Raw genomic sequence first — 26125 nt, 5'->3', positions numbered from 1 at the left:
TTCTTGTCTGCCTTAGATAAAGTGGCTGGGGATGGTCGTTTAGAGGGTCAGTAAGCGGAACAACGCGATCTTGTTGATCTCGTCCAGCGCGCACTTGAACTCAGTGTCCACCGAGTTGTGGATGCGCGTTTCGAACGCGGCGAGGATCTGGTGCCGGTTGCTGCCTTTTACCGCCATGATGAAGGGAAACTTGAACTTGGCCTTGTAGGCATCGTTCAGCTCGGTGAAGCGCGAGAACTCTTCGGCCGTGCATTGGTGAATACCGGCGCCAGCCTGTTCATTGGTGCTGGCTTCGGTGAGTTGCCCCTGGACGGCGGCTTTGCCGGCCAGGTCCGGGTGAGCGACTACCAGCATAAGCTGGCTGGCATGATCGGCGCTCAACAGGATGTCGCTCATGCGCTGGTGCAGGGTTTCGATCTGGTCGATCGAAGTGTCCTGGCCCAGGTCGAAGGCCTTTTCGGCCACCCATGGCGAATGTTCGTAGATGTCGGCGAAGGCTGCGACGAATGCATCGCGGCTCAGGGTCGAGGGTTTCAAGGTGTGGAACGCAGTCATTTCGCGGCTCCCGTGTACGGGTGGGTTTCGTGCCAGTGACGGGCGATGTCGACGCGGCGGGTGAACCACACCTGTTCATGACCTTTTGCGTATTCGATAAAACGCTTCAACGACGCCAGGCGCGCCGGGCGGCCGATCAGGCGGCAATGCAGGCCGATGGAAAGCATTTTCGGCGCCTCGGCGCCTTCGGCGTAGAGCACGTCGAACGCGTCCTTGAGGTACTCGAAAAAGTCATCACCCTTGTTGAAACCCTGCACCTGGGTAAAGCGCATGTCGTTGGTGTCCAGGGTGTAGGGGATCACCAGGTGCGGCTTGCCGGTGGGGTTATTGGGTTCCCAGTAGGGCAGGTCATCGTCGTAGGTGTCGCAGTCGTAGAGAAAGCCACCTTCCTCCATCACCAGCCGCCGCGTATTGGGGCCGGTGCGCCCGGTGTACCAGCCCAGCGGGCGTTCGCCGGTCAGTTCGGTGAGGATGCGGATGGCTTCGAGCATGTGCTCGCGCTCCTGGGCCTCGTCCATGTATTGGTAGTCGATCCAGCGGTAGCCGTGGCTGCAGATCTCGTGGCCGGCGGCGACCATCGCGCGGATCACATCCGGGTGGCGCTGGGCGGCCATGGCCACGGCGAAGATGGTCAGCGGGATATCGAATTCCTTGAACAGTTTGAGGATGCGCCACACGCCGGCACGGCTGCCGTATTCGTACAGCGACTCCATGCTCATGTTGCGCTCGCCCTGCAGCGGCTGGGCCGAGACCATTTCCGACAGGAAGGCTTCGGACTCTTTGTCGCCGTGGAGGATATTGCGCTCGCCGCCTTCTTCGTAGTTGAGTACGAAAGACAGCGCAATGCGCGCCTTGCCCGGCCAGTGGGGGTGAGGAGGGTTACTGCCGTAACCGATCAGGTCGCGTGGGTAGTCAGCGCTCACTGCAGTCTTCCTTCTTGTTCGTCGTAGTAGCGATGAGTGATTGTATACAACTTATCGCCGACTTTGTAAGCCCGCATTTCTGCATTTTTTCTAAACGGCACATGAATAGGCTATTGCAAGAAACCTGCCTGACTGGTCAGCTAAACCGCAAAATCTTTTTGCCAGATGCCCACCTGTAGGAGCTGGCTTGCCAGCGAGGGGTTCCCATCGGCGTATCAGGCCAGACACTGGCGTCGGCACGCCGGCTCCTATAGGGGTTGGGATATTTGTTGAATTTATTGTGTACAATTTTTTTAGAAAGTGTCTTAATCAGCCATCGCCGACTTTTTCGCTGCCCCGAAAAAGTGCGGATCACTCTTCTTACTGTCTACGGGAGGCGCAAAGACGCCATGGGACGCTTGACCACACACGTATTGGACGCCGCGCACGGCTGCCCCGGCAGCGCGATCAAGGTTGAACTGTACCGCGTCGAAGGCGCGCAACTGGAACGGGTTGCCACCGCCCTGACCAACAGCGACGGTCGTTGCGACGCGCCGCTGCTGCAAGGTGATGACTATCGCAGCGGCGTGTACCAACTGCAATTCAGCGCCGGCGACTATTACCGCGCGCGTGGTGTGCAACTGCCAGAGCCGGCCTTCCTGGATGTAGTGGTGCTGCGCTTTGGCATCAGCGCCGAGCAGGATCATTACCATGTTCCCCTCCTGATTTCGCCTTACAGCTACTCCACCTATCGCGGTAGCTGAGCGTCACCTTGCTTCACACCCCCAAAGCTCTTCGTTGGTTTTTCGCCCGCCCACACTGCGGGCTTTTTTTCGATTCTTGGATGGGCTTAACTATCTAGCGCCTTTTGAATATGCGCCCCATCTAGGCTGGTTTTTTCTCATTGATAGAAAACACCATGAGCCCGCCCCTCGATACCAACGATGCAGACATAGCCGCCCAAACGGCATCGCAGGACATGCGCAACACACTGCGATGGCGAATAAACGCCAGTACGCATCCCAGCCGCTTGGTCAATAAGATTGCCCTTGCCGACCTTCGGTGTGTCGAGTCGACTCGGGCACTTGCCCACCTGATAGGACGTTCGCCCACAGTATTGAAGGTCATTCGCGCCGAGCTGCACAAGGCGTTTGAGATTGACCCGGACACGCTGTTGTTTACCCAGCTCAAGCCGCCGCTCTTGCCCGAGAAGGTCCAGACGCTGACCGAGCGGGCATTGTTGGTGCTGGTGAAGCCGGCGGTGGAAATCAACGTCAACGCCTTCACCGCACTGAGCGTCAAGGGCGAGCCGAATCGTCGATTGCTCTACACGCCGTCGGAGGTGGTGCAACGGGTTATCGAGATGCGGCTGACTGACCGGCTGGCCCACGCGCAGGAAACCTATTGGAATACCCTGGCCATGGGTTCCTGGCTGACGCGGCGTGAGCGCTGGATCGAGCTGCACGTGGGACTGTTCGCTGACCGGGCCTTTATTACCTGGCAATTGGACGAACTGTCGAGTGCGGCAATGCAGATGGTCCAGGCCGTCATCGATGCCCCGACTGCTGAGGCACGCCAGCGGGCGGGTGAACCTTGGGTCAACGTGCACGTGAGCCAATTGATGTGGCCGGGTGCGCCCGCTGAAGCGATCCCCGGAGCATTGCATATTTATCGTGAGGGCGAGCCTGCTAGAGCCCTCCACGTAATTTACCTTCCAGGTGTGGTACGCAATTTTTACGAGTATCCGAGCTTCACCGACCTTCAATGCGGCCTGCTGGAGCTGGACAGAGAGCGTTTTCACCAGCTGTGGCAGTGTATGCCGTTGAATCGACGCAATCGATTGTGCCCACCGGCTGGCCTGTCGCCGACAACTGGATTCGCGTGTGGTCCGAAGATTGTGGGGGATGCACTGACGCAAGGCGCTCAGATGTTGCTGGAGGGGCAATGGGCCAATGAAGTCGCTTGTGCCTTTACGATTAATCTGGCGCAGGTCTACTCCGCAGAGCCCCCCCGGTCTCAACCGCTGGAGGCAGTGCCCTTTCTCAGGTTCATGGAGCGCACCAGAAAGCAGTTGATCGGCGGCGTTCGCCTGGGGCCCATCCGCGACTCATTACTTGAGTGGGATCATCAGCGACGACACGCAGAAATAGTGTTTGCGAGCATGGCACCGGGCCTCGCGTTACTCACCGAAAAGCATCAGTTAAAACGCTATGAAAAAGGTCTGGTCGCGCTGTTGGCCCCGGATGATCCCGCCGCAGAGACACCCGCGTACCAAGAGCTCCGGTCGCTGATGAGTCAATTGGAGGTGCATGCACAGGCGTTGAAGACGTTGATGAAGGAGGTGCTGCAACGGTCGCTTGATCTGGTTTTTTGGGCTGAGCGACCCGGCGGAGCGGGGACTCCCAGGCGTGTTTCTCTGTTCATGAACGCCCAGGCCGAGGCTCTGCGTTGTGAGGTTCAATTGCAACACCGACTCGCACTCCTCAGCACGGCCCATCGGGACTTGATGATTGAAGTGATAGAGCAGCCTTTGGCAAGCAAGCGCCCCGGCAGTCAAACAAGGGTGATGTCAGTCGCAATCGGCAACGACCTAGGCGCCTTCTTTTCGCTCCATAACCTGTGGGTGGTCACCACGGCAGCGGCGCTCAGGAGGCCGACGCGCCAGCTCCCCGTGGTTCTGTACGCTTTTGGGGTGGAGGGGGGGGTGTTGGCTTTTTCCGGGATGGAGCGGTTAACCCGCAGTCTCAAGGCGAGCCTGAGCAGCCGGGACGACTCTGTGCTGTGGGGCTGTGTGGAGCGCGATAAGCGTCGCGACTTACGTGCACACGCCGCCCGTGAAACCCTGAGCGTGCGCTATGTAGAGATCCCAGGTAAACCCGCGCTGGCCACGCTCAAGAAATTGCTGGGGGCCTACGACCGTTTGCACAAAAGCAGTGAAGATATCACCGGTGTTTTCAGCGAGGTAAAGGATCCGCAGTTGAGCCGTGCGCTGCTGCTGATTGAGCTGAAGCAACACCTGCAGGTTCCTGTCAACAGTACTCTGAGCCGCGCGCAGGCGAATATTGAGCTGCTGCGCAAGGTTGCGCTTGAAGCGAAAAAACTGCCGGCATGGTTAACGGGGGCAACGCGTGCGCAGCGTAGACCCTTCAGGCGCTTGCAGACGCTGTACATGAGCAGCGTCTGGGCATTTTTAGCGCGGCAAGAGCAACGTCTGCCGGACTTGCACACCTATGCCCGCCAAGCGTTGACCGCCCGCTTGCGTCGCGAGGGGATCGCCTTGGAGATTGGTGTGGATGAGCCCTTTATCGCGATGTCTGGCGATATTCACGGCACGTATTGTGATTATGAAGAGGCTTGCCTCCTGAAGGGTCCGCGAACCCTATTGCCCCTGTCTTCTGCATGCAGGGCCTTCAGTCTGTTGGAGGTGGCGCTGCAAAACCTTGATCCGCTGGCATCTTGGACGCAGTACAAATTAAACCGTGCCTGTATTCTGCGAAGGCCATGGCCAGGCTTTCATGTTAACCATCTGAGGCAAATGATCTCTTCGCTGGATATCGGCGGTCACTACGACGGGTTGATAAAAAACACCTTTTACCCACCGGCCAGCCCCGACCACTCGCCCAGCGAAGGACGTATTCCCGAGTTATTGAATCGCGTGTTGCGCACGGGCGCTGATTATCATCTGTTTTGCGCGGTTCAACAGGGGTTGTCCACCACAGCACAGAGCGTGTTCAGCACGGCAATGGCCGCACGTGCGCCGCAGGATCTGTTGAAAAACCAACATGAATTACGACTGCATGGGGTTCATGTGGTGGGACATACGATGCAACATGATCGCTATGTCGCCGGGATAGTGGTGGTAGAAGACAAGCGCTCCGGACTTTGCGTGGTCTATTGGCCCCAGGCCCCGCACGCGTTGGTGCTCACTGAGTACAGCGGGCTTGAAAAGGCCCGAGCTGAGTTGAACCGCCTGGGCGCATTGCCCGATAACGCCAAGGCGCTGGCGCGGCAGGTCGCGCCGGGTTGGGCCTTTCAGGCAACGCTTGAACCAGAGGCCACCAGCATTCTCGATGTGGCCACCGGTACCGCCTTTGTGAAAGGGATTTGGCGGTTATCTCGCGCGCTTCGGGTGAAGCATCGGGAGCCATCGCTGTCGCTTGACGAGATAGAGGAGCAGTTGTCCGAACAGATTGCCAGTGATCCGCAGGATTGGCTGGCAATCGTCGCCAACCCCGGCTGCGATGCCCAGGCGTTGCTGTACCGCGGGTACGTACATGAGCTGCAGCGCCAGACACAGGCGGCCAGTTACTCCAACAAGGCGCTGGAAAAATATCGAACCCGCCGTCTTCGCGATGAGAGCGTCGCCAAAATACGCATGGTATTGAGTGTCTTTATTCCGATTCTCGGGCTGTTCAGTGACCTCTATGAGTTGCACATCGCCGCGCAACGTTATCAACGCTCTGGCGACCCCCGTGATAAAGGCGTGCTCGCCGATACGATAAAATTTTTCATGGTCGGCCTGGTCATGACCTTCATACCTGGCCCGGGTAGAGCGGGGGCGGGTGCTGCACGGTCTGCTCTGCCTCCGGCTTTGCGGCGGATGCATCGCTGGCGTGTGGAGCCGGCCCCTACCTTCCCCTCGACCCCATCGGTGAGGCAGCTTCCGGCACTGGAGCGTTTTAAAGTCAAATCGGTGCACGAAGACGCTGTGGCGTTGAAGGGGCCGGGGCGGGAAGGTGTCTACGTCAAAAATGGCGAGCTGTTTGTGGTGGACGGCACTCACCATTATCCGGTTTACCGGCGCGCGAACGAGCCGTCGTTGCGCTTGAAAAACAAGCAGCTGCCGGAACAGGACGAACTGATCATCAACATCCATGAATCCCGGGAGTGGTTACTCGGCGCGGACGCGCCTCTGCCGGCGGCTGGAACGAGTTCGGGCGTGCTTGATCCATGGCCCTCCCGGGCATCGCCGGCGCCGGACTGGTGGCCACCCGTCGTGCGCACGGCTACCGAAAACAGGATCCTCCAGTCCTCCACACCCGCCCTCCATTGGCTCGATTGGCGTATGCAAATCCAGATCAGTCCGCAATTAAACTCCCCCGCACCTGGCATTTTCTTTGTGCCATTGGATGCTCACGGGTTTTCCTACAATGCCCTCCGGGTCGCCCCTGCCTATACGAGCTTCACAGACCCCTCAAGCGGTTTTTACAGGTTGCTGCCGCAGGGTGGGCAAGCACCTTTGAACCGTATCGTGTTTATTACGAAGAATGAGCCCCCGGTCTCGTTGGCTCGCGTCGATATCGAGCGTTGGACAAGCACGCATCTGGTAGAGCAACCCCTTCCAGCGTCTCGCACGCCAACGGGCGGGTGGCAACTGCATGCGCCCTTGTTCGATAAGCCGCTCACGGAGTATGTGGCGGACGCCTTTCCGTCCATGACGCATAAGAGTCGCGAATTTGCCGTGGCGAGGATGATTGAGCTGTCAGATACGACCAGGGCGGCGACGGCGACTCATATGCTCAATGTGCGCGCAACGCTGGACGGCTGGTTGCCGCCAGCACCTGCAAAACCTGGGCAGACGGACGATTTGCTGAGGATGTTACGGCCAACTGAACGAGGACGAAGCACTACATTCGTCGGCTACCAGGGCGCAGCCCCTGGCTTCACGCGTGTTGATTTCACGCCGCCGCGCCGCTTGGCAAAACCGCTGCAGCGCGAAGGCAAAGGGCGGGCGGCTGAACGCGGTGTCGCGCAGCGCGATGCCGTCAAGAGCGTGCTGCAGGAGCAAGGGTTCAGTGTTCGGGAGCTCGAAGTCAAACGCGGCAAATCCGTACAGGAAGCCGTCGCCACACACCCCCGTTCACCCGGCATGCTCTACTACCTGACTTTTCACTGGATTGAAAAGGCCAGCCTCCCCTTGGGCAACAGGTTGACGGATAATTGGTTCCTGGGGCGATCCGCCGTCTATATGAACACGGCGTTGTCGGCCGAGGTCAAGCTCGCACTGAGTGAGCAACGCTTGGTGCGTATTTTGGCCGGCATCCAGTGGCCCGTTAATGGGCGGGTATCGGCCACTGTTTACTTCGTCAAACTGGCAGCCTGACCTTGATCAGCGAAACAATGCCCGCCCCACTGAACAGGGCGGCGCTGATGCGGTTGAACCAACTCTGGCCCTTGCCGCTGCGCAAGTAGCGGGCGGCGCCGTGCGCGCCCAGGCCGTAGGCCAGCTTGCAGAGCAAATCGAGTAGCGTCCACGTCGCAATCATTATCAGCAACTGCGGCAGGAACGCTTGCTGGCTGCTGAGAAATTGCGGCAGGAACGCGGCGAAAAACAGAATGTCCTTGGGGTTGCTGGCGCCTAGTACAAACGCACGGCCAAACAGGGCGCGAAAGCGCGGCGTGCTCGCTACCGGTGGGACTTCGGCAGCGTGTGCCGGCTGCCGCGATTGCTGCCAGCTTTGCCAGGCCAGATAAAACAGGTACGCCGCGCCAAGCACTTTCAAGGCGCTGAACAGTTGTTCCGACGCCAGCAGTAGCGCGCCTAAACCGAGGGCCGAGGCGCTGAGCAAACAGATAGAGGCAAACACCCCACCCAGAAACGCTGGGTATGACCGACGCAAGCCATAATTGAGGCTGTTGCTGATCATCAACAGTGACAACGGCCCGGGGATCAGAATCACCACCAATGCCGCGCCGCTGAACAGTAGCCAGGTTTCCAGGTTCATCCGTTACTCCTTATAGAAATATGAATTTGGCGATAAAAATCGCGCACAGCACCCACAGGCTCACAGAAATCTCGCGGTACTTGCCGGTGCCCGCCTTGAGCGCCACGTAGGTGATAAACCCCAGGGCGATCCCGTCGGCGACCGAAAACGTCAGCGGCATCATGATCGCGGTGACGATTGCCGGAATGCTGTCGGTGGCTTCATCCCAATTGATATGGGCCATGCTTGCCATCATCAGCATTGCCACATAAATCAACGCACCCGCCGTGGCGTACGCCGGAATCATGCCGGCCAACGGCGCGAAAAACATCGCCGCCACAAACAGGATGCCTACCGTCACCGCTGTCAGCCCGGTGCGACCGCCAGCGGCCACACCTGCGGCACTCTCCACGTAACTGGTAACCGGTGGAACGCCGACCATGGCGCCGAATACGCTGGAAGCACTGTCGGCCTTCAAGGCGCGGGACAGGTTGTCGATCTTGCCATCGGCATTCACCAGGCCGGCCCGTTGCGCGACGCCCATCAGTGTACCTGCGGTGTCGAACATGTGTACAAAAAGAAAGGCAAATACAACGCTGATCATGCTTACATTGAATACACCCTTGATATCCATGGCCATCCAGGTCGGCGCCAGGCTGGGTGGGGTGGAGAGGATGCCGTTGTAGTGCACCAGGCCCAGGCCCCAGCCGGCGAGGGTCACGGCGATGATGCTGATCAGGATCGCGCCGAACACACGGTGATAGCTGAGAATGGCGATCAGCAGGAAGCACACGGCCGCCAGCAGCGGCGCCGGCTCGTGCAAGGAGCCGAGCTTGATCAAGGTAGCTGGGCTGTCGACGATGATGCCGGCGGTCTTCAGGCCAATCACCCCGAGGAACAGGCCCACCCCTGCGCCCATGGCATGCCGCAGGCTCACGGGGATGCTGTTGAGCAACCATTCACGCACGCGGGACAGGGTGAGGCCCATGAACAGCACGCCGGAAATAAACACCGCACCCAGCGCGGTTTCCCAGGTGTAGCCCATGGTGCCGACCACGGTGTAGGTGAAAAACGCGTTCAGGCCCATGCCCGGCGCGAGGCCCACGGGCCAGTTGGCGTACAGGCCCATCAATAGGCAGCCCAAGGCGGCGGCGATGCAGGTGGCGACGAACGCCGCGCCGTGATCGATGCCAGCGTCGGCCATGATGTTGGGGTTGACGAAGATGATGTAGGCCATGGTGATGAAGGTAGTGAGGCCGGCGATCAGCTCGGTCTTCACTGTGGTGCCATGCAAGCGCAGTTTGAACAGGCGTTCCAGCCAACTGTTCTGTGAGGGGGCAAGGTCCAGCGTCGGGGCTTCGGATTTGCGGCTATCCACAGCGAGTACTCCTCAAGAGTTTTATTGTTATTTCCAGCGCCGGTCACAGGTGTAGGCAACAGCGCTTTGAGGTACTGGCGGGTTTTGTTGACCAATAGGTCAGGAACTCGCGCGAGGCGAATTATGCTTTTGTATACAAATAAAGCAAATAATGTTTTCGAATAGCGGTGTGAGGGGATAGGTCAACCGCTCAATGCTTGATTGACGGCCAGCCATCCCGCTACCGCTTCTTCCCCGGCCTCGCCGAACGCGCGCTGCAACAACTTCACTTGTTCACGGCGCAGGGATTGCTCGAAACGCAGGCCTTCTTCCGTGAGTTCAAGCAGGCGTTTGCGCTTGTCGGTCTCGGACGCAACGCTGTTCACCAAGTGCATTTCCTGCAGTTGGCGCAGCGGTATGTTCAGCGCCTGCTTGCTCACGCCCAGCAGTTCCAGCAGTTCTTTCACGCTCAAGGCAGGGTAGCGCGCGATAAAAAACACGATGCGCTGGTGCACCCGGCTCAGGCCACGGCGCTCGAGCATTTCGTCAGCCTTGGCGGTGAACGCCTGGTAGCCAAAGAAGAACGCTTCCATGGCCTCTTGCTGGGCGGTTGGGTTTTTAAGGTCAAGCATATTGACGTATCCGTGCAAGTCATCGTAATTTCGGTCAACCAGTTTGACGTATTTCCCACAGGCTTCGCTACCGGTGACCTTATGGCCTTCTCTGAACGTGTTACGCGCCTTAAAAGCTCCTTGATCCGTGAAATCCTCGCGGCCGCCCAGCGTCCGGAAGTGATGTCGTTCGCCGGTGGCCTGCCCGCAGAAGCCATGCTGCCCGCACTGAACTGGGACGACATGCCGCTGAACATCGGCCAGTACGGCATGAGCGAAGGCGAACCACAGCTGCGCGAACTGCTCGCCGCAGAAGCACGCGCCTTGGGTGTGCCGTGCCAGGCCAGCCAGGTGCTGGTGGTCAGCGGCTCCCAGCAAACCCTCGACCTGGCGGCCAAGCTCTATATCGATAAAGGCACGCAAATCCTGTTGGAAGGCCCGACCTACCTGGCCGCCTTGCAGATCTTCCAATTGTTCGGCGCGCACTGCCTGACCGTGCAACTGGAAGCCGACGGTCCCGACCTGGCCGCGTTGCGTACAAACCTCGAACGCCATCGCCCGGCGTTCATCTACCTGATCCCGACCTTCCAGAACCCCTCGGCCGTGCGTTACAGCGAAGCCAAGCGCGAGGCCGTCGCGGCGTTGCTCGATGAGTTCGGCGTGACCCTGATCGAAGACGAACCCTACCGCGAATTGACCTTCGACGGCGGCAGCGCCAAACCCATCGTCGGGCGCCTGCAAAAGGCCAGTTGGATTTACACCGGCACCGTGTCCAAGACCTTGTTGCCAGGGCTGCGCGTCGGCTACCTGATCGCCAGCCCGGACTTGTTCCCACACCTGCTCAAGCTCAAGCAGTCGGCGGACCTGCACACCAACCGCGTCGGTCAATGGCAGGCGATGCAGTGGATCGGCACGCAAAAATACCAGCATCACTTGGTGCAACTGCGCAGCTTTTACCGCGAACGCCGCGACGCTTTCCAGGCCGCACTGGAACGGCATTTCAGCGACCTGGCCGACTGGCAAGTGCCCCAGGGTGGATTATTCTTCTGGCTGACCTTGAAACAGCCGCTCGACACCCGCACCTTGTTGGCTCAAGCGCTCGACCAGAACGTCGCGTTCATGCCCGGTGAACCGTTCTTTTCCGAGCCAGACCAACACCTTGGCTCGTTGCGGCTCAATTTCAGCCATATCGACCCGGCCCGCCTGGACGAAGGTCTCAAGCGCCTGGCCGCGGTGGTCCGTCAAGCACAGCACGCGCAAGCGGCATAAGGGGAGCCCCATGTACAAGGTTTATGGCGATTACAAGTCGGGCAACTGCTACAAGGTCAAATTGATGCTCAGCCTGCTGGGCATTCCGTATGAATGGATCGATGTGGACATCCTCAAGGGTGACACCCAGACCGCCGAGTTCCTGGCGAAGAACCCCAATGGCAAGATCCCCGTGCTGGAACTGGAAGACGGCACCTGCCTGTGGGAGTCCAACGCGATTCTCAACTTCCTCGCCGATGGCAGTGAGTTCCTGCCGACCGAGCCGCGCCTGCGCACCCAAGTGCTGCAATGGCAGTTTTTCGAGCAATACAGCCATGAGCCGTACATTGCGGTGGCGCGGTTTATCCAGTTTTACCTGGGCCTTCCCGAAGACCGCCTGGAGGAATACAAGAAACTGCACAAGGGCGGTTACAAGGCCCTCAAGGTCATGGAGCGCCAACTGCAACTGACGCCGTACCTGGTCGGCGAGCAGTTCTCCATTGCGGACGTGGCCTTGTATGCCTACACCCATGTGGCAAATGAGGGTGGTTTTGAGTTGGATGCTTATCCGGGTGTGCAGGCGTGGTTGAAGCGTGTTGCCAGCCATCCCAAGCACGTGCCAATGCTCGACTGACAACGAGGCGCAAATGTGGTGCTTGCTCGCGAATACGCTGCGTCAGTCGAATCATCAGTGACTGACACACTGCATTCGCGAGCAAGCCCCACATTTAGCGCTACGGTGTGTCAGATAGTTCGTCGTGCAGCAGGTCAAAGCAGCGTTGTGCCGCCGGACTCAACCCCATCCCGCTGCGACTGATCAACCCGATCTCCCGGTTCACGCCGGGGTGATCGATGTCGATGCGCTTCAACCCCTCCAGGCTGTCCGCCGCCGACTCCGGCAGCACACTGATCCCCAAACCCTGGCGCACCAGCGCCAACACGGTCGACATGTAGTTGGCCTCCATCCCCGCATTCATCGTCAGGCGCGTCTCATCGAACAGCGCGTCCACTTGTTCACGCACGCTGCTGTCACGCCCTGTGAGGATGATCGGTTGGTCCGCCAGTTGTTCCAGGGCCAGTGTGCGATGGCGGGTCAGCGGATGATCCACCGGCACAAATGCACACAAGCGATCATTCAGCACCGGCACGAAGTCCAGGCCATGGCTGAGCCGTGCGCGCACGCCAATGCCGAAATCCACTTCGCCGGAACGCACCTGGGCATGAATGCGATGAGCCACCAGGTCATGCAGGCGTACTTCAATCCCGGCAAAACGTTCGCGGAACAGGCGTAGAACCGGCGGCAGGGTGCCGGCGCACACCGAGGGCAGGGCGGCGATGGTGACCACGCCACGGCGCAAGGCAGCAAGGTCGCGGGAGCCGGTGACAATGTTGTCCAGGTCGAGCAGCAGTTTTTCCATCGGCCCGCGGGCGTCCTGGCCGGCGGCGGTAATGCTGACATGGCGCGGGCTGCGATCGAGCAGGGCGACGCCTAGCCAGTCTTCCAACTGTTGGACTTGCACCGTCAGCGCCGACGGCGACAGATGCAGCTCATTGGCCGCCTTGGTGAAACTGCCGGTGCGGGCGACCGCAAGGAACGCCTGAATGTGCTGGATGCTGTTCTTCATTTTGTTTTTCCGAACACTGGCTGGTGAATATTCCAATTTACAAAGACTAACCCGCTTCCAATACTCCAGTGAAAACAATAACCGGCCATCAAGGCCGCTCTGGAGTAACCCATGCTCGCTACCCTGGGTGTCATTACCATCCTGTGCCTGCTCGCTGCCGTCATGAGCAAACGCCTTTCGCCGCTGGTGGCCCTGATCGCCTTGCCGATCATCGCTGCGCTGCTCGGCGGATTCGGCCTGCAAACCAGTGCTTTCATCATCACCGGTATCAAGAACGTCGCCCCCGTGGTGGGTATGTTTGTGTTTGCGATCCTGTTTTTCGGGATCATGACCGATGCTGGCATGCTCGACCCCATCATTGACCGCATCTTGCGCACGGTAGGGACGCGTCCTACACGAATTGTCGTAGGCACCGCGACCCTGGCGCTGCTGGTGCACCTGGACGGTTCCGGCGCGGTGACCTTTCTGGTGACGGTGCCGGCGATGCTGCCGCTGTATACGCGGCTGGGCATCGATAAACGCATCCTGGCCTGCGTGTGCGCGATGGCGGCCGGGGTCAACTTCCTGCCCTGGACCGGGCCGGTGTTGCGCTCGTCTGCGGCACTGCATGTGCCGGTGGCGGACCTGTTCCAGCCACTGATCCCGGTGCAGATCGTCGGCCTGATCTTTGTGTTTGCCTGTGCCTGGTGGCTCGGCCGTCGCGAAGAAAAACGCCTGGGCCTCGGCGCCGGCTCCAGCGTGGATGCCGTGCCGCAGCGGGTGCTCAGTGACGATGACATCAAGCTGCGTCGTCCGCGCCTCTTCTGGGTCAACCTGATCCTCACCGTGCTGGTGATGGTGGTGATGATTGCCGGTTGGGTCGACCCGGTGGTGATGTTCATGCTCGGCACCGTCGTGGCGCTGTGCATCAACTACCCGAACGTCGACGCCCAGCGCGCCCGCATTGATGCTCATGCGAAGACCGCCCTGACCATGGCCAGCATCCTCTTGGCCGCCGGGGTGTTCACCGGGATCATGCAGGGTACCGGCATGCTCAAGGCCATTGCCGAAGTGGCGGTGGCGCAGATTCCGGCGGGCCATGGCAAGTTGATCCCGGCGGTGGTGGGCTTCATTTCCATGCCGCTGAGCATGCTGTTCGACCCTGATTCCTATTATTTCGGCGTGATGCCTGTGATCGCCGAAGTCGGCAAGGCCCTGGGCGTCGACCCGCTGCAAGTGGCCCAGGCCTCATTGCTGGGCGTGCACACCACCGGTTTCCCGGTCAGCCCGCTGACCCCCGCAACCTTCCTGCTGGTGGGCCTGTGCAAGGTCGAATTGGCCGACCACCAACGCTTCACCATTCCGTTTCTGTTTGCCGCGTCAGTGTTGATGACCCTGACGGCGTTGCTCCTGGGAGTTATTTGAAATGAAAACCTTGCGCATCGGTTCCGGCGCCGGCTATTCCGGTGACCGTATCGAACCTGCAGTCGAGTTGGCCGAATACGGCGACTTGGATTACCTGGTGTTCGAATGCCTGGCCGAACGCACGATTGCCCTGGCGCAGCAGGCGCGCATCAGTGACCCGCAGGGTGGCTACGACCCGCTCCTGAGTGAGCGCATGCGCCGGGTGTTGCCGTTCGTTGGTGTGAAGGCCGGGCGCCGGCGTTTGCGGGTGATCACCAATATGGGCGCGGCCAACCCGGTGGCAGCGGCAGTTGAAGTGCGGCGAATTGCCAGCGAGTTGGGCCTTGGTCTCAAGGTGGTTGCCGTGGTCGGCGACGATGTGTTGACGGTGTTGCAGCCAGAGTGGTTGCTGGACAACGGCCAGACCGTCGGCTCCCTGGGCGAGCGGCTGATCTCTGCGAATGCCTACCTGGGTGTCGACGGCATTCTGGAGGCGTTGCGCGCTGATGCCGATGTGGTGATCACCGGGCGGGTGGCCGACCCTTCGTTGTTCCTGGCGCCGCAGATGTTCGAATTCGGCTGGGCGGCGGACGACTGGCAACGCCTGGGCCGAGGTACCCTGGTCGGGCATTTGCTCGAATGCGCCGGGCAAGTCAGCGGCGGCTATTTTGCCGACCCCGGTTTCAAGGATGTGGACGACCTGGCGCGCCTGGGCTTTCCGTTGGCCGAGATCGATGCCGATGGCGACGCGCTGATCACCAAGGTCAGCGGCTCCGGTGGGCGGGTCAGCCGCGCCACCTGCACTGAGCAACTGATCTACGAAGTGCACGACCCGGCGGCGTATCTGACGCCGGATGTGACCGCGGACTTTTCCCACGTGGGCTTTGTGGAGGAGGGCGTTGATCGCATTCGCGCCGTGGGGGCGGATGGCCGTGCACGACCCGAGCAGTTGAAAGTCAGCGTGGGTTACCTGGACGGTTGGATCGGCGAAGGGCAGATGTCCTACGGCGGCCCCGGCGCGGTCGCGCGGGCGCAGTTGGCGCGAGAGGTCGTCCTCAAGCGGCTTGAGTTGATGGGCGTGAACATGCAGGACGTGCGCGCCGAACTGATCGGCATGGACTCGCTGCACGGCCCGCGCAGCACGGTCGAGCCCTGGGAAGTGCGCCTGCGCGTGGCGGCGCGCTGTGAAGAGCGCGGTGAAGCGGTGCGCGTGGGCAATGAAGTGGAAACCCTCTACACCAACGGCCCGTCCGGTGGTGGTGGCGCCAGTAAAAGCCTGCGGCAGGTGGTGGCGGTGGCGTCTTTGCTGCTGCCGCGTGGTGCGGTCAAACCGAGGATCGAAGCATGAAGCTGCACACACTGGCCCATTCCCGCACCGGGGATAAGGGCGACACGTCGAATATCTCGATCATTGCGTACCGTGGCGAGGATTACCCGTTGCTGTGCGAACACCTGACGGCCGAGCGCGTAACAGCATTTTTTGCGGACCTGCTGGAGCCCGGCGCCGCACCCGTGCGGCGGTACGAATTGCCAAATGTGCAGGCACTCAACTTCGTGCTACCGGGGATCTTGCGCGGCGGGGTCACCCGTTCGCTGGCGCTGGATGCCCATGGCAAGTGCCTGGGGTCCGCGCTGCTGGATTTAGACATCAACCTGTAGGAACCCGGCTTGCCGGCGATGGGCCCGAAAGCCAGGCGGTGGTTTTTTGCACGCCATCGCCGGCAAGTCGGGCGCCAACGGGAGGGCGGTGTCTGTCAGATTGCGGCGAAGCGCTTGTCGAGGTAATCGATGATCACCTTGGAGTCGTACATCCAGGTGGTCTGGCCATTCTCTTCGATACGCAGGCACGGCACCTTGATCTTGCCGCCTTGTTCCAGCAGGGTCTGGCGGTCCTGCTCGTTGTTTTTCGCGTCCTTCAGGGCCACCGGTACATTCAGGCGATGCAGGGTACGGCGAGTCTTCACGCAGAATGGGCAGGCGTGGAATTGATAGAGGGTCAGTTCCTTGGCGGCGGCATTCACCTGCGCCTGCTGCTCGGCGGGACGCTGCTTTTTGCGGGGGCGGGTCAGGAAGTCGCCCGCGATGATGATGTGGCCGAGGCCGACTCGAAGTGCTTTGACGAACATGGCTGAAACCTCTTGCCCATGACAGAAGGGGCCGCAGCTTACCTTAATTCTGCAAGCGAAAAAAAACCGGCGATGAACGCCGGTTTTTTCTTACGCAGCCCGTTACTTGATCAGGCTGAGGAATTCGCTACGGGTGGCCGCGTTTTCGCGGAACTCACCCAGCATCACCGAGGTGATCATCGACGAATTCTGTTTTTCCACACCGCGCATCATCATGCACATGTGCTTGGCTTCGATCACCACGGCCACGCCCAGGGCGCCGGTCACTTGCATCACCGCGTCGGCGATCTGGCGGCTGAGGTTTTCCTGGATCTGCAGGCGGCGGGCATACATGTCGACAATCCGCGCAACCTTGGACAGGCCCAGCACTTTGCCGCTCGGGATATAGGCGACGTGAGCCTTGCCGATAAACGGCAGCAGGTGGTGTTCGCACAGCGAGTACAACTCGATGTCCTTGACCAGCACCATTTCGCTGTTGTCGGAGCTGAACAAGGCACCGTTGGTGACCTCTTCCAGAGTCTGCTCATAGCCGCGGCAAAGGTACTGCATCGCCTTGGCGGCACGCTTTGGCGTGTCGAGCAGGCCCTCGCGGGAAACGTCCTCGCCGAGTTGGCCGAGGATCGCGGTGTAATTCTGTTCCAGGGACATGAAACTACCTGTGGGATTTTCGCAAAGCGCAAGGTTACGGTGGCGGGCACATCGCTGCAAGCCTGACGATGGCACTTGTTACTCGTCGCGCCCTTCCATCATGGTGCGCTTGAGCATCACATACACCGCACCGGCGCCGCCGTGGCGGGGCTGGCACGAGGTAAAGCCGAGTACCTGGGCATGCTGGCGCAGCCAGGTGTTGACGTGGCTCTTGATCATTGGGCGCTTGCCGTCCAACCGCACGGCCTTGCCGTGGGTGACGCGTACGCAGCGGATTTCGAACTTGGTCGCTTCGGCCAGGAAGGCCCACAAGGTTTCCCGGGCTTTTTCCACGGTCATGCCGTGCAAGTCGAGGCTGCCTTCGAACGGGATCTGGCCGGCCTTGAGCTTGCGCATCTGGCTTTCCTGCACGCCGTCGCGGGCCCACATCAGCTCGTCTTCGGGGCCGACGTCGATCACGAACTGGTCCGAGAGGCCGTCCACGGTGGTGGCATCGGTGCGCACGGTCGCGGCCTGGCGCAGTTTGGCGATTTGCGCCCGGTCAGCCTTGGGTTTGCCGGTGTCGGCGCGGTCGTGCTTGATCGGCTTGACGCCGCGCAGCTCGTTTTTGAACAGGGAAAAATCGTCGTCTTGCATGTCAGCCTCCGCGAAGGGCGGGCAGTTTACCTAAATCGCGGCGGCCGGGGCGCAGGAAACGCTATCCAAGCGCCATCAGTCGTGCTTTTTCATCAGGTGCGATGCGATATTCAGCGACAACGGTTGGCGCATTTTCCGACGGCTGCGCCGCCACAACCAGATACCCAGCCACAGCACCAGCAGGCCTATCACCAACAGAATCGCCGAGCCACCGGGGCTGGCATTCAGTTCGCCAAGGGCCGGCGAATGACCAAACAAACCGGCGCCACCAGCGCCGGCCAACAGCACACCTACAATCGCCAGCAGCGCGGCAATGCCGGCCACCAGGCGCAGACGCCAATTGCTCGGGCCCTTGGGGCGCAAGCGACGAGCATCAAAACCATCGGATATCTTCATTCCGACCTTTCCTCCAGGGTATCGGCCCTTCGACCGGACAATACACAGGTTGTTCCGGGACGAGGGGTAAATGCGCCAAATGAAAAGGCATTGCGGATGAGCGGGGCAATAAACACTGCCGCGCCGCTCATCAGAAGGTCGATCAGATCAGATCTTTGGTCAACGCCAGGGTGGCGAAGTTGTCGGCCATGATGGCCATTTCGGTCTGCTGTACGTGTTCGGCGCTCAGGATGCCGCCTTTGTACGGCAGGTCACGGGTGGCGCAGGCGTCTTCCACCAGGGTGCAGCGAAAGCCCAGGTTCTTGGCGGCACGCACGGTGGTGCTGACGCTGGAATGGCTCATGAAACCGCAGACGATCAGGTCCAGGGAGCCGAGGTCCTGCAAGTGTTTTTCCAGGCCGGTGCCGTGGAACGCGCTGGGCAGCAGCTTGCCGATGATGGTTTCGTCACCCTCAGGCTCAAGGCCCGGGATGAATTCGCCGCGCTCGCCCTGGGGGTCGAACAGGCCGCCCACGGTGCCCAGGTGGCGCACGTGCACGATCGGGCGCCCGGCATTGCGCGCTGCGCCAACCAGTTGCTTGATGTTGCCAACGGCAGCGTCCATGCCCGAGAGGGCGAGCGGACCGCTGAGGTATTCCTTCTGGGCGTCGATGATCACGAGGGTCGCATGGCTGAGGTTCGCTGCTGCGTAACCACGACCGCTGAGTTGAAACATCGTCTTTGGAACGGACATTCTGGGGCTCCTGTGAGGGGGGCTTTTGTGACATTGTCCACTGGCTGAGCGGTTCTGTGAATCGCTACCATCGTAAGGTACGCCGTTGTTGACGTGCAGCCATGTCAAGAGGTGGGCCTGTTTAACACAATGATGGCAATTTGTATGAAATCCGACGGATGGCGAAGGGTTTTCGTACATCGTCGGTACAGGTGAAGGCTGTTAGAATTGCCAGTCGTTTTTTCCCAGGAGCTTGCCCCCGTGATCACATCCCGCCTGCGCACCGTGCGCGACCACATCCGTTGGGCTGTCAGCCGTTTCCATGGGGAAGAGCTTTTTTTTGGGCATGGTACCGACAATGCCTGGGACGAAGCCCGGCAATTGGTGCTCGGCGCCTTGCACCTGCCGTGGGAAATTGCCGATAGCTATCTGGATTGCAACCTGGAAGAAGAGGAAATCTCCCACGTACAGCGTCTGCTGCATCGCCGTATCCATGAGCGTGTGCCCACGGCTTACCTGCTGAAAGAGGCCTGGTTCTGCAGCCTGTCGTTTATCGTCGACGAGCGCGTGTTGATCCCGCGCTCACCGATTGGCGAGCTGATCGAAAACCGCTTCGAACCTTGGCTGGCCCAGCCACCGGCGCGCATCCTCGACCTGTGCACCGGCTCCGGCTGCATCGGCATCGCCTGCGCCTACGAGTTCCAGGACGCTGAAGTGGTACTGGGGGACTTGTCCTTCGAAGCACTGGAAGTCGCCAACCAGAACATCGAGCGCCACGGCGTCGACGAGCGCGTATACACCGTGCAGGGCGACGGCTTCGACGGCCTGCCGGGCCAGCGCTTTGACCTGATCGTGTCGAACCCGCCGTACGTGGATGCCGAAGACTTCGCCGACATGCCGGATGAATACCAGCACGAACCGGAACTGGGCCTGGCCTGCGGCGACGATGGCTTGAACCTGGTACGGCGCATGCTGGCCGAAGCGGCAGACCACCTGACCGAGAAGGGCCTGCTGATTGTTGAAGTGGGCAACAGCCAGGTGCACGTCGAAGCGCTGTACCCGGAAGTGGACTTCGCCTGGCTGGACTTCCAGCGCGGTGGCCACGGCGTGTTCATGCTCACCGCGGAGCAATGCCGCCAGCATCAGGCCGTCTTCGCCGCCCGAGTGTGAGGCACAATCTGTAGGAGCCCGGCTTGCCGGCTCCTACAGGTGCGTATTCCACAGGTATCTTCGCACCAACCAACCCTAACCACGATGCGAAGCGAGCCGCTCTTGATCTTGATGTTGCCTTTGATCTTAGGCGCCCCGTCAAACACGCTGGCCGGAATTCGACAGGGATTTGGGGGGTAAACCGGCAGGGATGCCGGTTTAGCCGCCCCGCGCCATGGATGGCGCGTGGCGGCGGCCCCCCAAATACCTGTCGGATTACGGGCACACCGAGCCTAGGCGAGGTGCCGAGTGTTGGGGCAAGAGCCCTTTGCTTACTTTGGGGCTTTTCCAAAGTGAGCCGCCGTAAGGGCGGAACCATTAGCAGCCGTTACCCAAGTCACGGATATGTACTCGGTCTGATCCAACATCCTGGTCGGCTGTCAGGCCGCCTTCGCAGGCAAGCCAGCTCCCACATTTGGATCGCGGGATGACAGTTAGATTGTGGTCGGCTGTCAGGCCGCCTTCGCAGGCAAGCCGGCTCCCACATTTGGATCGTGGGGCGACAGTTAGATTGTGGTCGGCTGTTAGGCCGCTTTCGCAGGCAAGCCAGCTCCCACATTTTTGGATCGTGGGAGGACAGTTTGATTGTGGTCGGCTGTCAGGCCGCTTTCGCAGGCAAGCCAGCTCCCACATTTGGATCGCGGGGGTGACAGTTAGATTGTGGTCGGCTGTCAGGCCGCTTTCGCAGGCAAGCCAGCTCCCACATTTGGATCGTGGGGGGACAGTTAGATTGTGGTCGGCTGTCAGGCCGCCTTCGCAGGCAAGCCAGCTCCCACATTTGGATCCTGGGGTGGCAGTTAGATTGTGGTCGGCTGTGAGGCCGCCTTCGCAGGCAAGCCAGCTCCCACATTTGGATCGTGGGGTGGCAGTTAGATTGTGGTCAGCTGTGAGGCCGCTTTCGCAGGCAAGCCGGCTCCCACCTTTGACTGCGTTCCAGCTCACTAGCGGTGGGTGGCAATCCAGATCAGCAACCCCGCCTGAAACACCGTAAACGCCACCAAGCACGTGATGGTAAACCGCAACCCGCTGTCCTCACGCTTGAACTTGGTAACCTTTTCCTCTTCCTTGCGCAGCTTCACTTCCTGCTCCGCCAAGTTCTGCTCGGCCTGCTGCAGCATCTGCGCGGCTTCGAGAATCTCCACAAACTGCACCTTCTCGGTGTTCCAGCTGTCCAGCACATCGCCGACCTTGCCCGGCTGCACGTTGCCTTTCAGGTGCTGCACATCGGCGTAGGCCACATCAAACCCCTGGATGCGCAAGAAGTGATCGCGGCGCAGGCGGGTGGCCTCGTTCAATGCATCTTTGTTGGCCAGGTCAACGCCGTCGACGCGGTAGTGCGACCACTTCTTCTTCGCCCATGCAGCGCCTTGGGCCACCAGGAAGCGACCGATGCCGCGGTTGGCCGGTTCGATTTCCAGGCTGTTGCCGGGGCCGAAGTGCACACGGTGCTTGTCGTGGTCGACCCAGATATCCAGATGGTTCTGTTCACGGCGTACCCGCTGGCCTGGCAGCTGGATGACCATGCGCAGCAAGCTGTGGTGTTTGTCATTGCGTTCGGCATAGCCGAACTGCACGAAGCGCAACGGTCGTACACCGGTGGCACGGTCAGTGGCCAGGGGCGCAAGGCGCAGCATCTTGAAATGCTCGGCCTGTACATCCGCCCACGGCAGGGGTGCCGCGTCGACGGCCTCGGTTTTTTCAGCCGGGGTGTCGGCGGTGGATTCCGGTGTTGCTTCTGTGGTTGTCATGCGGCGCGATCCTGTCCAAACCCAGCAAGTCGACAGTCTTTTTACTGTCGACTCTGGGCTTATCGGCCGTTTCTCTCAGGACTGGAGGCAAATTGTCGCTTAACGGGGGTGAAGTCCGTCGATAAAGCGCACAAGGCGGCTGCCCAGCTCAGCAGCGAGCGGCAGTTGGGGGGCATTGTAGGAGGCCAATTGCTGCTTCACGTCGTTGGGCACAATACGCATCACATGGTTCATACCCTCGATCAACACAAGTTGCGCATCGGGTTTGGCCTTCTTCAGTTGCTGCGCGTCGCCCACACCCACCTGGATATCGTTGCTGCCCTGGATGATCAGCGCGGGCATGCGCAATTTGGCGAACGCGGCCGACGGGTCGGCACGGAACAGGCTGATCAGGTAAGGCTGCACGCTGGGCCGGAAAATGCCTTCCAGAGGGCCAGGCACATCGGTATCCACCTGGCCGGCCTTGAGGTGATCGAGGATCTCGTTGCTGCGCAGCAACAGGGCAGGGGGCAGGTGATCGGCCAATTGCTGGCGAATGACTTGATCGACCGGGCGTGCGCTGCCGGACAGGGAGATCACGCCCGCCGGGTCCAGTTGGGGGGCGGCGAGGGCGGCAACCAGGGCGCCTTCGCTATGGCCCAGCACAATCAGCGGGCCCATGCGCTTGTCGGCCTTGAGCAGTTTGCCCCAGGCCACCGCATCAGCCACGTAGGCGTCCAGGGTCAGGTTGCGTTCATCCGGCGTGGCGGCCAGGCTGGCGGCCACGCCGCGCTTGTCGTAGCGCACGCTGGCGATGTTATGCCGCGCCAGCACCCAGGCCAGGCGCTTGAGGCTGTCGTTGCGGGCGCCGTCGGCACTGTTGCCATTGCGATCGGTGGGGCCGGAACCGGCGATGATCAGCACCACCGGCACGGGCTTGTCAGACTGAGGCAGCAACAACGAGCCAAATAGCTCGCCGCTGCCGGTGTCCAGGCTGATGGGGCGTTGCAGCACAACAGGGGAGGCGGCCTGGGCCACGGCGGTAAACAACGTCAGGGTGAACAGAAGAACTCGCAGCATCATCGCGCCATCATGAGGAAGGTGCCGGTTGGACCAAGGTCTACCGGTAAGGTTTCGAGGATGAACTACTCGGTTAGCCTGCGTATACTGGCCGCCTTAAGTTATTACGGTTGACTTGATTCAACTGATTTCACGGAGCGCCCTGCATGTCCGGCAATACCTTCGGCAAGCTGTTCACTGTCACCACCGCGGGCGAAAGCCATGGCCCGGCGTTGGTCGCCATTGTCGACGGCTGCCCGCCCGGCCTCGAGCTGTCCCTGGAAGACCTGCAGCGTGACCTCGACCGTCGCAAGCCCGGCACCAGTCGCCACACCACTCAGCGCCAGGAGCCTGACGAAGTCGAGATCCTCTCCGGCGTGTTCGAAGGCCGCACCACCGGTTGCGCCATCGGCCTGCTGATCCGCAACACTGACCAGAAGTCCAAGGACTACTCGGCGATCAAGGACCTGTTCCGCCCGGCCCACGCCGACTACACCTACCACCACAAATACGGCGAGCGCGACTACCGCGGCGGTGGCCGCAGCTCGGCCCGCGAAACGGCCATGCGCGTAGCTGCCGGTGCCATTGCCAAGAAATACCTGGCCAGCCAGGGCATCACTGTTCGCGGCTACATGAGCCAGTTGGGGCCGATTGAAATCCCGTTCAAGACCTGGGACAGCGTCGAAGACAATGCCTTCTTCAGTCCGGACCCGGATAAAGTGCCGGAACTGGAGGCCTACATGGACCAGCTGCGCCGCGACCAGGACTCCGTCGGCGCCAAGATCACCGTGGTGGCCGAAGGCGTCAAGCCGGGCCTGGGCGAGCCGATCTTTGACCGCCTCGACGCCGAACTGGCCCACGCGCTGATAAGCATCAATGCCGTGAAGGGGGTTGAAATCGGCGCCGGCTTCGCGTGCGTGTCCCAGCGCGGCACCGAGCATCGCGACGAGCTGACCCCGGAAGGTTTCCTCAGCAACAACGCCGGCGGCATCCTCGGCGGCATTTCCTCCGGCCAGCCGATTGTTGCGCACCTGGCGCTCAAGGCCACCTCGAGCATTACCACCCCGGGCCGTTCGATCGATGTGCAGGGCAACCCGGTGGACGTGATCACCAAGGGCCGCCACGACCCGTGCGTCGGCATCCGTGCCACGCCGATCGCCGAAGCCATGATGGCCATCGTGTTGATGGACCACCTGCTGCGCAACCGTGGGCAAAACGCCGATGTGCGCGTGAATACACCGGTGCTGGGCCAGCTGTGACAGCCTGCTGTGGTGAGCGAGCTTGCTGTGCTCAGCAAGCTTTTTGTGGTGAGCGAGCTTGCTCGCGCTGGGCTGCGAAGCAGCCCCAAAAATCGACATGACGCCCGCACTTCCTTACTGGCGCCTCTCCAGCTTCTACCTCTTCTACTTCGCCCTGCTCGGGGCGACAGCGCCATTCCTGGCGCTGTATTTCGACCACCTGGGATTCTCCAGCGCGCGCATCGGCGAGCTGGTGGCCATCCCCATGCTGATGCGTTGCGTGGCACCCAACCTGTGGGGCTGGCTGGGCGACTACACCGGACGACGCCTGGCCATCGTGCGGTTTGGCGCGGTGTGCACGCTGGTGAGTTTTTCGCTGATCTTCGTCAGCCACACCTACGCCTGGCTGGCCCTGGTGATGGCCCTGCATGCCTTCTTCTGGCACGCGGTGTTGCCACAGTTCGAAGTGATTACCCTCGCGCACCTGCAAAAACAGACCGCACGCTACAGCCAGATCCGCCTGTGGGGTTCCATCGGGTTCATCCTTACCGTGGTGATCATGGGCCGCCTGTTCGATTGGCTGAGCCTGGACATCTACCCGGTGGTGGTCGTGGTGATCATGGCCGGCATCATTGGCGCGAGCCTGTGGGTGCCGAATGCGCAGCCCGCCACCCAGGGTAACCGCCTGGCGGGCGATGGCTTTCTCAAGCAACTGCGCAGCCCCGGGGTCTTGGCGTTTTACGCCTGCGTGGCCTTGATGCAGATGAGTCACGGCCCCTACTACACCTTTCTGACCCTGCACCTCGAACACCTGGGCTACAGCCGTGGCGTGATCGGCCTGCTGTGGGCGTTGGGGGTGGTGGCGGAAGTGTTGATGTTCCTGGCCATGAGCCGCATCCTCTCGCGCTTCTCAGTACGCCGGGTGCTGCTGGCCAGCTTCCTGTTGGCGGCGCTGCGCTGGTTACTGCTGGGCTCGTTTGCCGAGTTTTTCTGGGTGCTGCTGCTGGCGCAAGTGATGCACGCCGCCACCTTTGGTAGTTTTCATGCGGCGGCGATTGCCTTTGTGCAGCGCAGTTTCGGCGACAGGCAACAAGGTCAGGGCCAGGCGCTGTACGCCGCCCTGGCCGGCACCGGCGGCGCATTGGGCGCGTTGTATTCGGGTTACAGTTGGAACCTGTTGGGGCCGACCCTGACCTTCAGTATCGCCAGTGTCGCGGCCCTGGCCGCCGCCATCATCATCGGTCTTCGATTGCACGAGCAGAACCAAGGAACCCTTCAATGAGTTATGTCGCTGTCTACTCCGTCGCTACACCGGACACTCCGAACAAGGTCCTGACCCATTTCGATGACATCGCCGCGACCCTCGCCGAACAGGGTGTGCGCTTTGAGCGTTGGCAACCCGTCGCGACCGAGAAGGGCGCCAGCGATGCTGAACTGGTTGCGGCCTACCAGGCGCAGGTCGATGCCCTTGGCTACGCCCGCGTGGAAGTGCTCAGGGTTACCGGCGACCACGCGCAAAAGGACGAACTGCGTGCGCAGTTTCTGGATGAACGCCGCTACAGCGAAGACGACGTACGGGTGTTCCTGGCAGGGCAGGGCCTGTTTGCCCTGCACATAGGCGACTCTGTCTACGCCGTGCGTTGTGAGAAAAACGACCTGCTGGTGATCCCGGCCGGCATGGCGCACTGGTTTGATATAGGTGAGAACCCGCACGTTGTGGCATTGCGGTTATTCAACACCGCAACAGGGTTGTTGCCGCAATTCACCGGTGACGAGATTGCCCGTCGCTTACCCGGTTTGGACGATTAATCGCGGGCTATCAGAAACTTCAACCCTTGAAGGGTGGAAGTTGTTGTGGGAAGAAGCTTAAAACTTTGTGAGGCCTTGCTGTTTATTTCAAGGCCTACGCCTGAGTCTCCCTCATTGTGTAACTCTCCTCGGTATTAACGTTTATATCACCTGTCAATAGGAGGAATCCGAAGGGTGATA

At 60.7% G+C, this 26125-nt stretch carries 24 protein-coding genes; 11 read left to right on the top strand and 13 right to left on the bottom strand.

The window, feature by feature from the left end; translation table 11 throughout:
- Nucleotides 1-39: 39 nt before the first annotated feature.
- Both uraD and puuE read right to left on the bottom strand, forming a co-directional pair.
- Complete coding sequence (uraD, locus tag KUA23_RS21320) at nt 40-555, bottom strand: 2-oxo-4-hydroxy-4-carboxy-5-ureidoimidazoline decarboxylase (RefSeq protein WP_078049567.1); 516 nt, start codon at nt 553-555, stop codon at nt 40-42.
- Nucleotides 552-1478, bottom strand: a complete 927-nt coding sequence (puuE, locus tag KUA23_RS21315) for an allantoinase PuuE (protein WP_078049566.1) — start codon at nt 1476-1478, stop codon at nt 552-554. The genes uraD and puuE overlap by 4 nt, the downstream gene beginning before the upstream one ends.
- 389 nt (nt 1479-1867) lie before the next feature.
- On the opposite strand from puuE, the gene uraH reads away from it, so the two are divergent.
- Together uraH and KUA23_RS21305 are read left to right on the top strand one after the other, a co-directional pair.
- Nucleotides 1868-2221: a hydroxyisourate hydrolase gene (gene uraH, locus KUA23_RS21310; RefSeq protein ID WP_099492373.1), complete on the top strand. Its 354-nt coding sequence runs from the start codon at nt 1868-1870 to the stop codon at nt 2219-2221.
- Nucleotides 2222-2376: 155 nt separating this feature from the next.
- A complete protein-coding gene (locus KUA23_RS21305; RefSeq protein WP_252992807.1) occupies nt 2377-7560 on the top strand; it encodes a dermonecrotic toxin domain-containing protein in 5184 nt (1727 codons plus the stop codon).
- Here the strand turns inward: KUA23_RS21305 and KUA23_RS21300 are convergent.
- The 3 genes from KUA23_RS21300 to KUA23_RS21290 all read right to left on the bottom strand — a co-directional run bounded on the left by KUA23_RS21300 (nt 7544) and on the right by KUA23_RS21290 (nt 10150).
- On the bottom strand, nt 7544-8182 hold the full coding sequence (locus KUA23_RS21300; protein WP_099492375.1) for a LysE family translocator: 639 nt from the start codon (nt 8180-8182) through the stop codon (nt 7544-7546). The genes KUA23_RS21305 and KUA23_RS21300 overlap by 17 nt on opposite strands.
- Before the next feature lie 10 nt (nt 8183-8192).
- Nucleotides 8193-9539: an NCS2 family permease gene (locus KUA23_RS21295; protein ID WP_078049562.1), complete on the bottom strand. Its 1347-nt coding sequence runs from the start codon at nt 9537-9539 to the stop codon at nt 8193-8195.
- Between the two features lie 182 nt (nt 9540-9721).
- On the bottom strand, nt 9722-10150 hold the full coding sequence (locus tag KUA23_RS21290) for a MarR family winged helix-turn-helix transcriptional regulator (protein ID WP_078049561.1): 429 nt from the start codon (nt 10148-10150) through the stop codon (nt 9722-9724).
- Between the two features lie 81 nt (nt 10151-10231).
- Between KUA23_RS21290 and KUA23_RS21285 the strand changes: the two genes are divergently transcribed.
- Both KUA23_RS21285 and KUA23_RS21280 read left to right on the top strand, forming a co-directional pair.
- Complete coding sequence (locus tag KUA23_RS21285; RefSeq protein ID WP_100492426.1) at nt 10232-11398, top strand: aminotransferase-like domain-containing protein; 1167 nt, start codon at nt 10232-10234, stop codon at nt 11396-11398.
- A gap of 10 nt (nt 11399-11408) precedes the next feature.
- Complete coding sequence (locus KUA23_RS21280; protein WP_078049560.1) at nt 11409-12011, top strand: glutathione S-transferase family protein; 603 nt, start codon at nt 11409-11411, stop codon at nt 12009-12011.
- A 100-nt stretch (nt 12012-12111) separates the two neighbouring features.
- Here the strand turns inward: KUA23_RS21280 and KUA23_RS21275 are convergent, their stop codons facing one another.
- Complete coding sequence (locus KUA23_RS21275) at nt 12112-13002, bottom strand: LysR family transcriptional regulator (protein ID WP_099492376.1); 891 nt, start codon at nt 13000-13002, stop codon at nt 12112-12114.
- 111 nt (nt 13003-13113) lie between these two features.
- On the opposite strand from KUA23_RS21275, the gene KUA23_RS21270 reads away from it, so the two are divergent.
- The 3 genes from KUA23_RS21270 to KUA23_RS21260 are packed head-to-tail and all read left to right on the top strand — an operon-like array spanning nt 13114 to nt 16044.
- Nucleotides 13114-14406 (top strand): CitMHS family transporter, encoded by a 1293-nt coding sequence (locus KUA23_RS21270; protein WP_100490090.1) that lies wholly within the window; start codon nt 13114-13116, stop codon nt 14404-14406.
- A 1-nt stretch (nt 14407) separates the two neighbouring features.
- Entirely contained in the window at nt 14408-15733 is a 1326-nt protein-coding gene (locus KUA23_RS21265; RefSeq protein ID WP_214498067.1) for an acyclic terpene utilization AtuA family protein, read from the top strand.
- Nucleotides 15730-16044 (top strand): AtuA-related protein, encoded by a 315-nt coding sequence (locus KUA23_RS21260; RefSeq protein WP_099492378.1) that lies wholly within the window; start codon nt 15730-15732, stop codon nt 16042-16044. Before KUA23_RS21265 ends, KUA23_RS21260 begins: the two co-directional genes overlap by 4 nt.
- Nucleotides 16045-16139: 95 nt before the next feature.
- Here the strand turns inward: KUA23_RS21260 and KUA23_RS21255 are convergent, their stop codons facing one another.
- The 5 genes from KUA23_RS21255 to KUA23_RS21235 form a co-directional block, all read right to left on the bottom strand.
- Nucleotides 16140-16511: a glutathione S-transferase N-terminal domain-containing protein gene (locus KUA23_RS21255; protein WP_078049555.1), complete on the bottom strand. Its 372-nt coding sequence runs from the start codon at nt 16509-16511 to the stop codon at nt 16140-16142.
- A gap of 102 nt (nt 16512-16613) precedes the next feature.
- Nucleotides 16614-17159, bottom strand: coding sequence for a GTP cyclohydrolase I FolE (gene folE / locus KUA23_RS21250; protein WP_003442011.1), 546 nt, complete (start codon nt 17157-17159; stop codon nt 16614-16616).
- A gap of 78 nt (nt 17160-17237) precedes the next feature.
- The gene (locus tag KUA23_RS21245) at nt 17238-17795 is read right to left on the bottom strand and encodes a Smr/MutS family protein (protein ID WP_078049554.1); all 558 of its coding nucleotides are present in this window, start codon (nt 17793-17795) and stop codon (nt 17238-17240) included.
- A 75-nt stretch (nt 17796-17870) separates the two neighbouring features.
- Nucleotides 17871-18191: a hypothetical protein gene (locus KUA23_RS21240; protein WP_078049553.1), complete on the bottom strand. Its 321-nt coding sequence runs from the start codon at nt 18189-18191 to the stop codon at nt 17871-17873.
- Nucleotides 18192-18333: 142 nt separating this feature from the next.
- Nucleotides 18334-18924, bottom strand: coding sequence for a cysteine hydrolase family protein (locus tag KUA23_RS21235; RefSeq protein ID WP_078049552.1), 591 nt, complete (start codon nt 18922-18924; stop codon nt 18334-18336).
- Between the two features lie 240 nt (nt 18925-19164).
- Between KUA23_RS21235 and prmB the strand changes: the two genes are divergently transcribed.
- Nucleotides 19165-20073, top strand: coding sequence for a 50S ribosomal protein L3 N(5)-glutamine methyltransferase (prmB, locus tag KUA23_RS21230; protein WP_078049551.1), 909 nt, complete (start codon nt 19165-19167; stop codon nt 20071-20073).
- 980 nt (nt 20074-21053) lie between these two features.
- On the opposite strand, the gene KUA23_RS21225 is transcribed toward prmB, so the two are convergent.
- Both KUA23_RS21225 and KUA23_RS21220 read right to left on the bottom strand, forming a co-directional pair.
- Nucleotides 21054-21860, bottom strand: a complete 807-nt coding sequence (locus KUA23_RS21225; protein ID WP_058424625.1) for a hypothetical protein — start codon at nt 21858-21860, stop codon at nt 21054-21056.
- A gap of 99 nt (nt 21861-21959) precedes the next feature.
- Nucleotides 21960-22922, bottom strand: a complete 963-nt coding sequence (locus KUA23_RS21220; protein ID WP_346356355.1) for an alpha/beta hydrolase — start codon at nt 22920-22922, stop codon at nt 21960-21962.
- Nucleotides 22923-23065: 143 nt separating this feature from the next.
- Between KUA23_RS21220 and aroC the strand changes: the two genes are divergently transcribed.
- From aroC to KUA23_RS21205, 3 genes are all read left to right on the top strand, one after another.
- Nucleotides 23066-24157 carry a chorismate synthase gene (aroC, locus tag KUA23_RS21215; RefSeq protein ID WP_252992806.1) on the top strand — a complete coding sequence of 364 codons (1092 nt, stop codon included), beginning with the start codon at nt 23066-23068 and terminating at the stop codon, nt 24155-24157.
- A 97-nt stretch (nt 24158-24254) separates the two neighbouring features.
- Nucleotides 24255-25418 carry an MFS transporter gene (locus tag KUA23_RS21210; RefSeq protein ID WP_078050975.1) on the top strand — a complete coding sequence of 388 codons (1164 nt, stop codon included), beginning with the start codon at nt 24255-24257 and terminating at the stop codon, nt 25416-25418.
- Complete coding sequence (locus tag KUA23_RS21205) at nt 25415-25945, top strand: 1,2-dihydroxy-3-keto-5-methylthiopentene dioxygenase (protein WP_078049547.1); 531 nt, start codon at nt 25415-25417, stop codon at nt 25943-25945. The genes KUA23_RS21210 and KUA23_RS21205 overlap by 4 nt, the downstream gene beginning before the upstream one ends.
- Nucleotides 25946-26125 lie beyond the last annotated feature (180 nt).

It is taken from the genome of Pseudomonas pergaminensis (genome assembly GCF_024112395.2).
Taxonomy (GTDB): domain Bacteria; phylum Pseudomonadota; class Gammaproteobacteria; order Pseudomonadales; family Pseudomonadaceae; genus Aquipseudomonas; species Aquipseudomonas pergaminensis.
The sequence above is the reverse complement of the archived record's forward strand: the minus strand, read 5'-3'. Positions and strand labels throughout refer to the sequence as shown.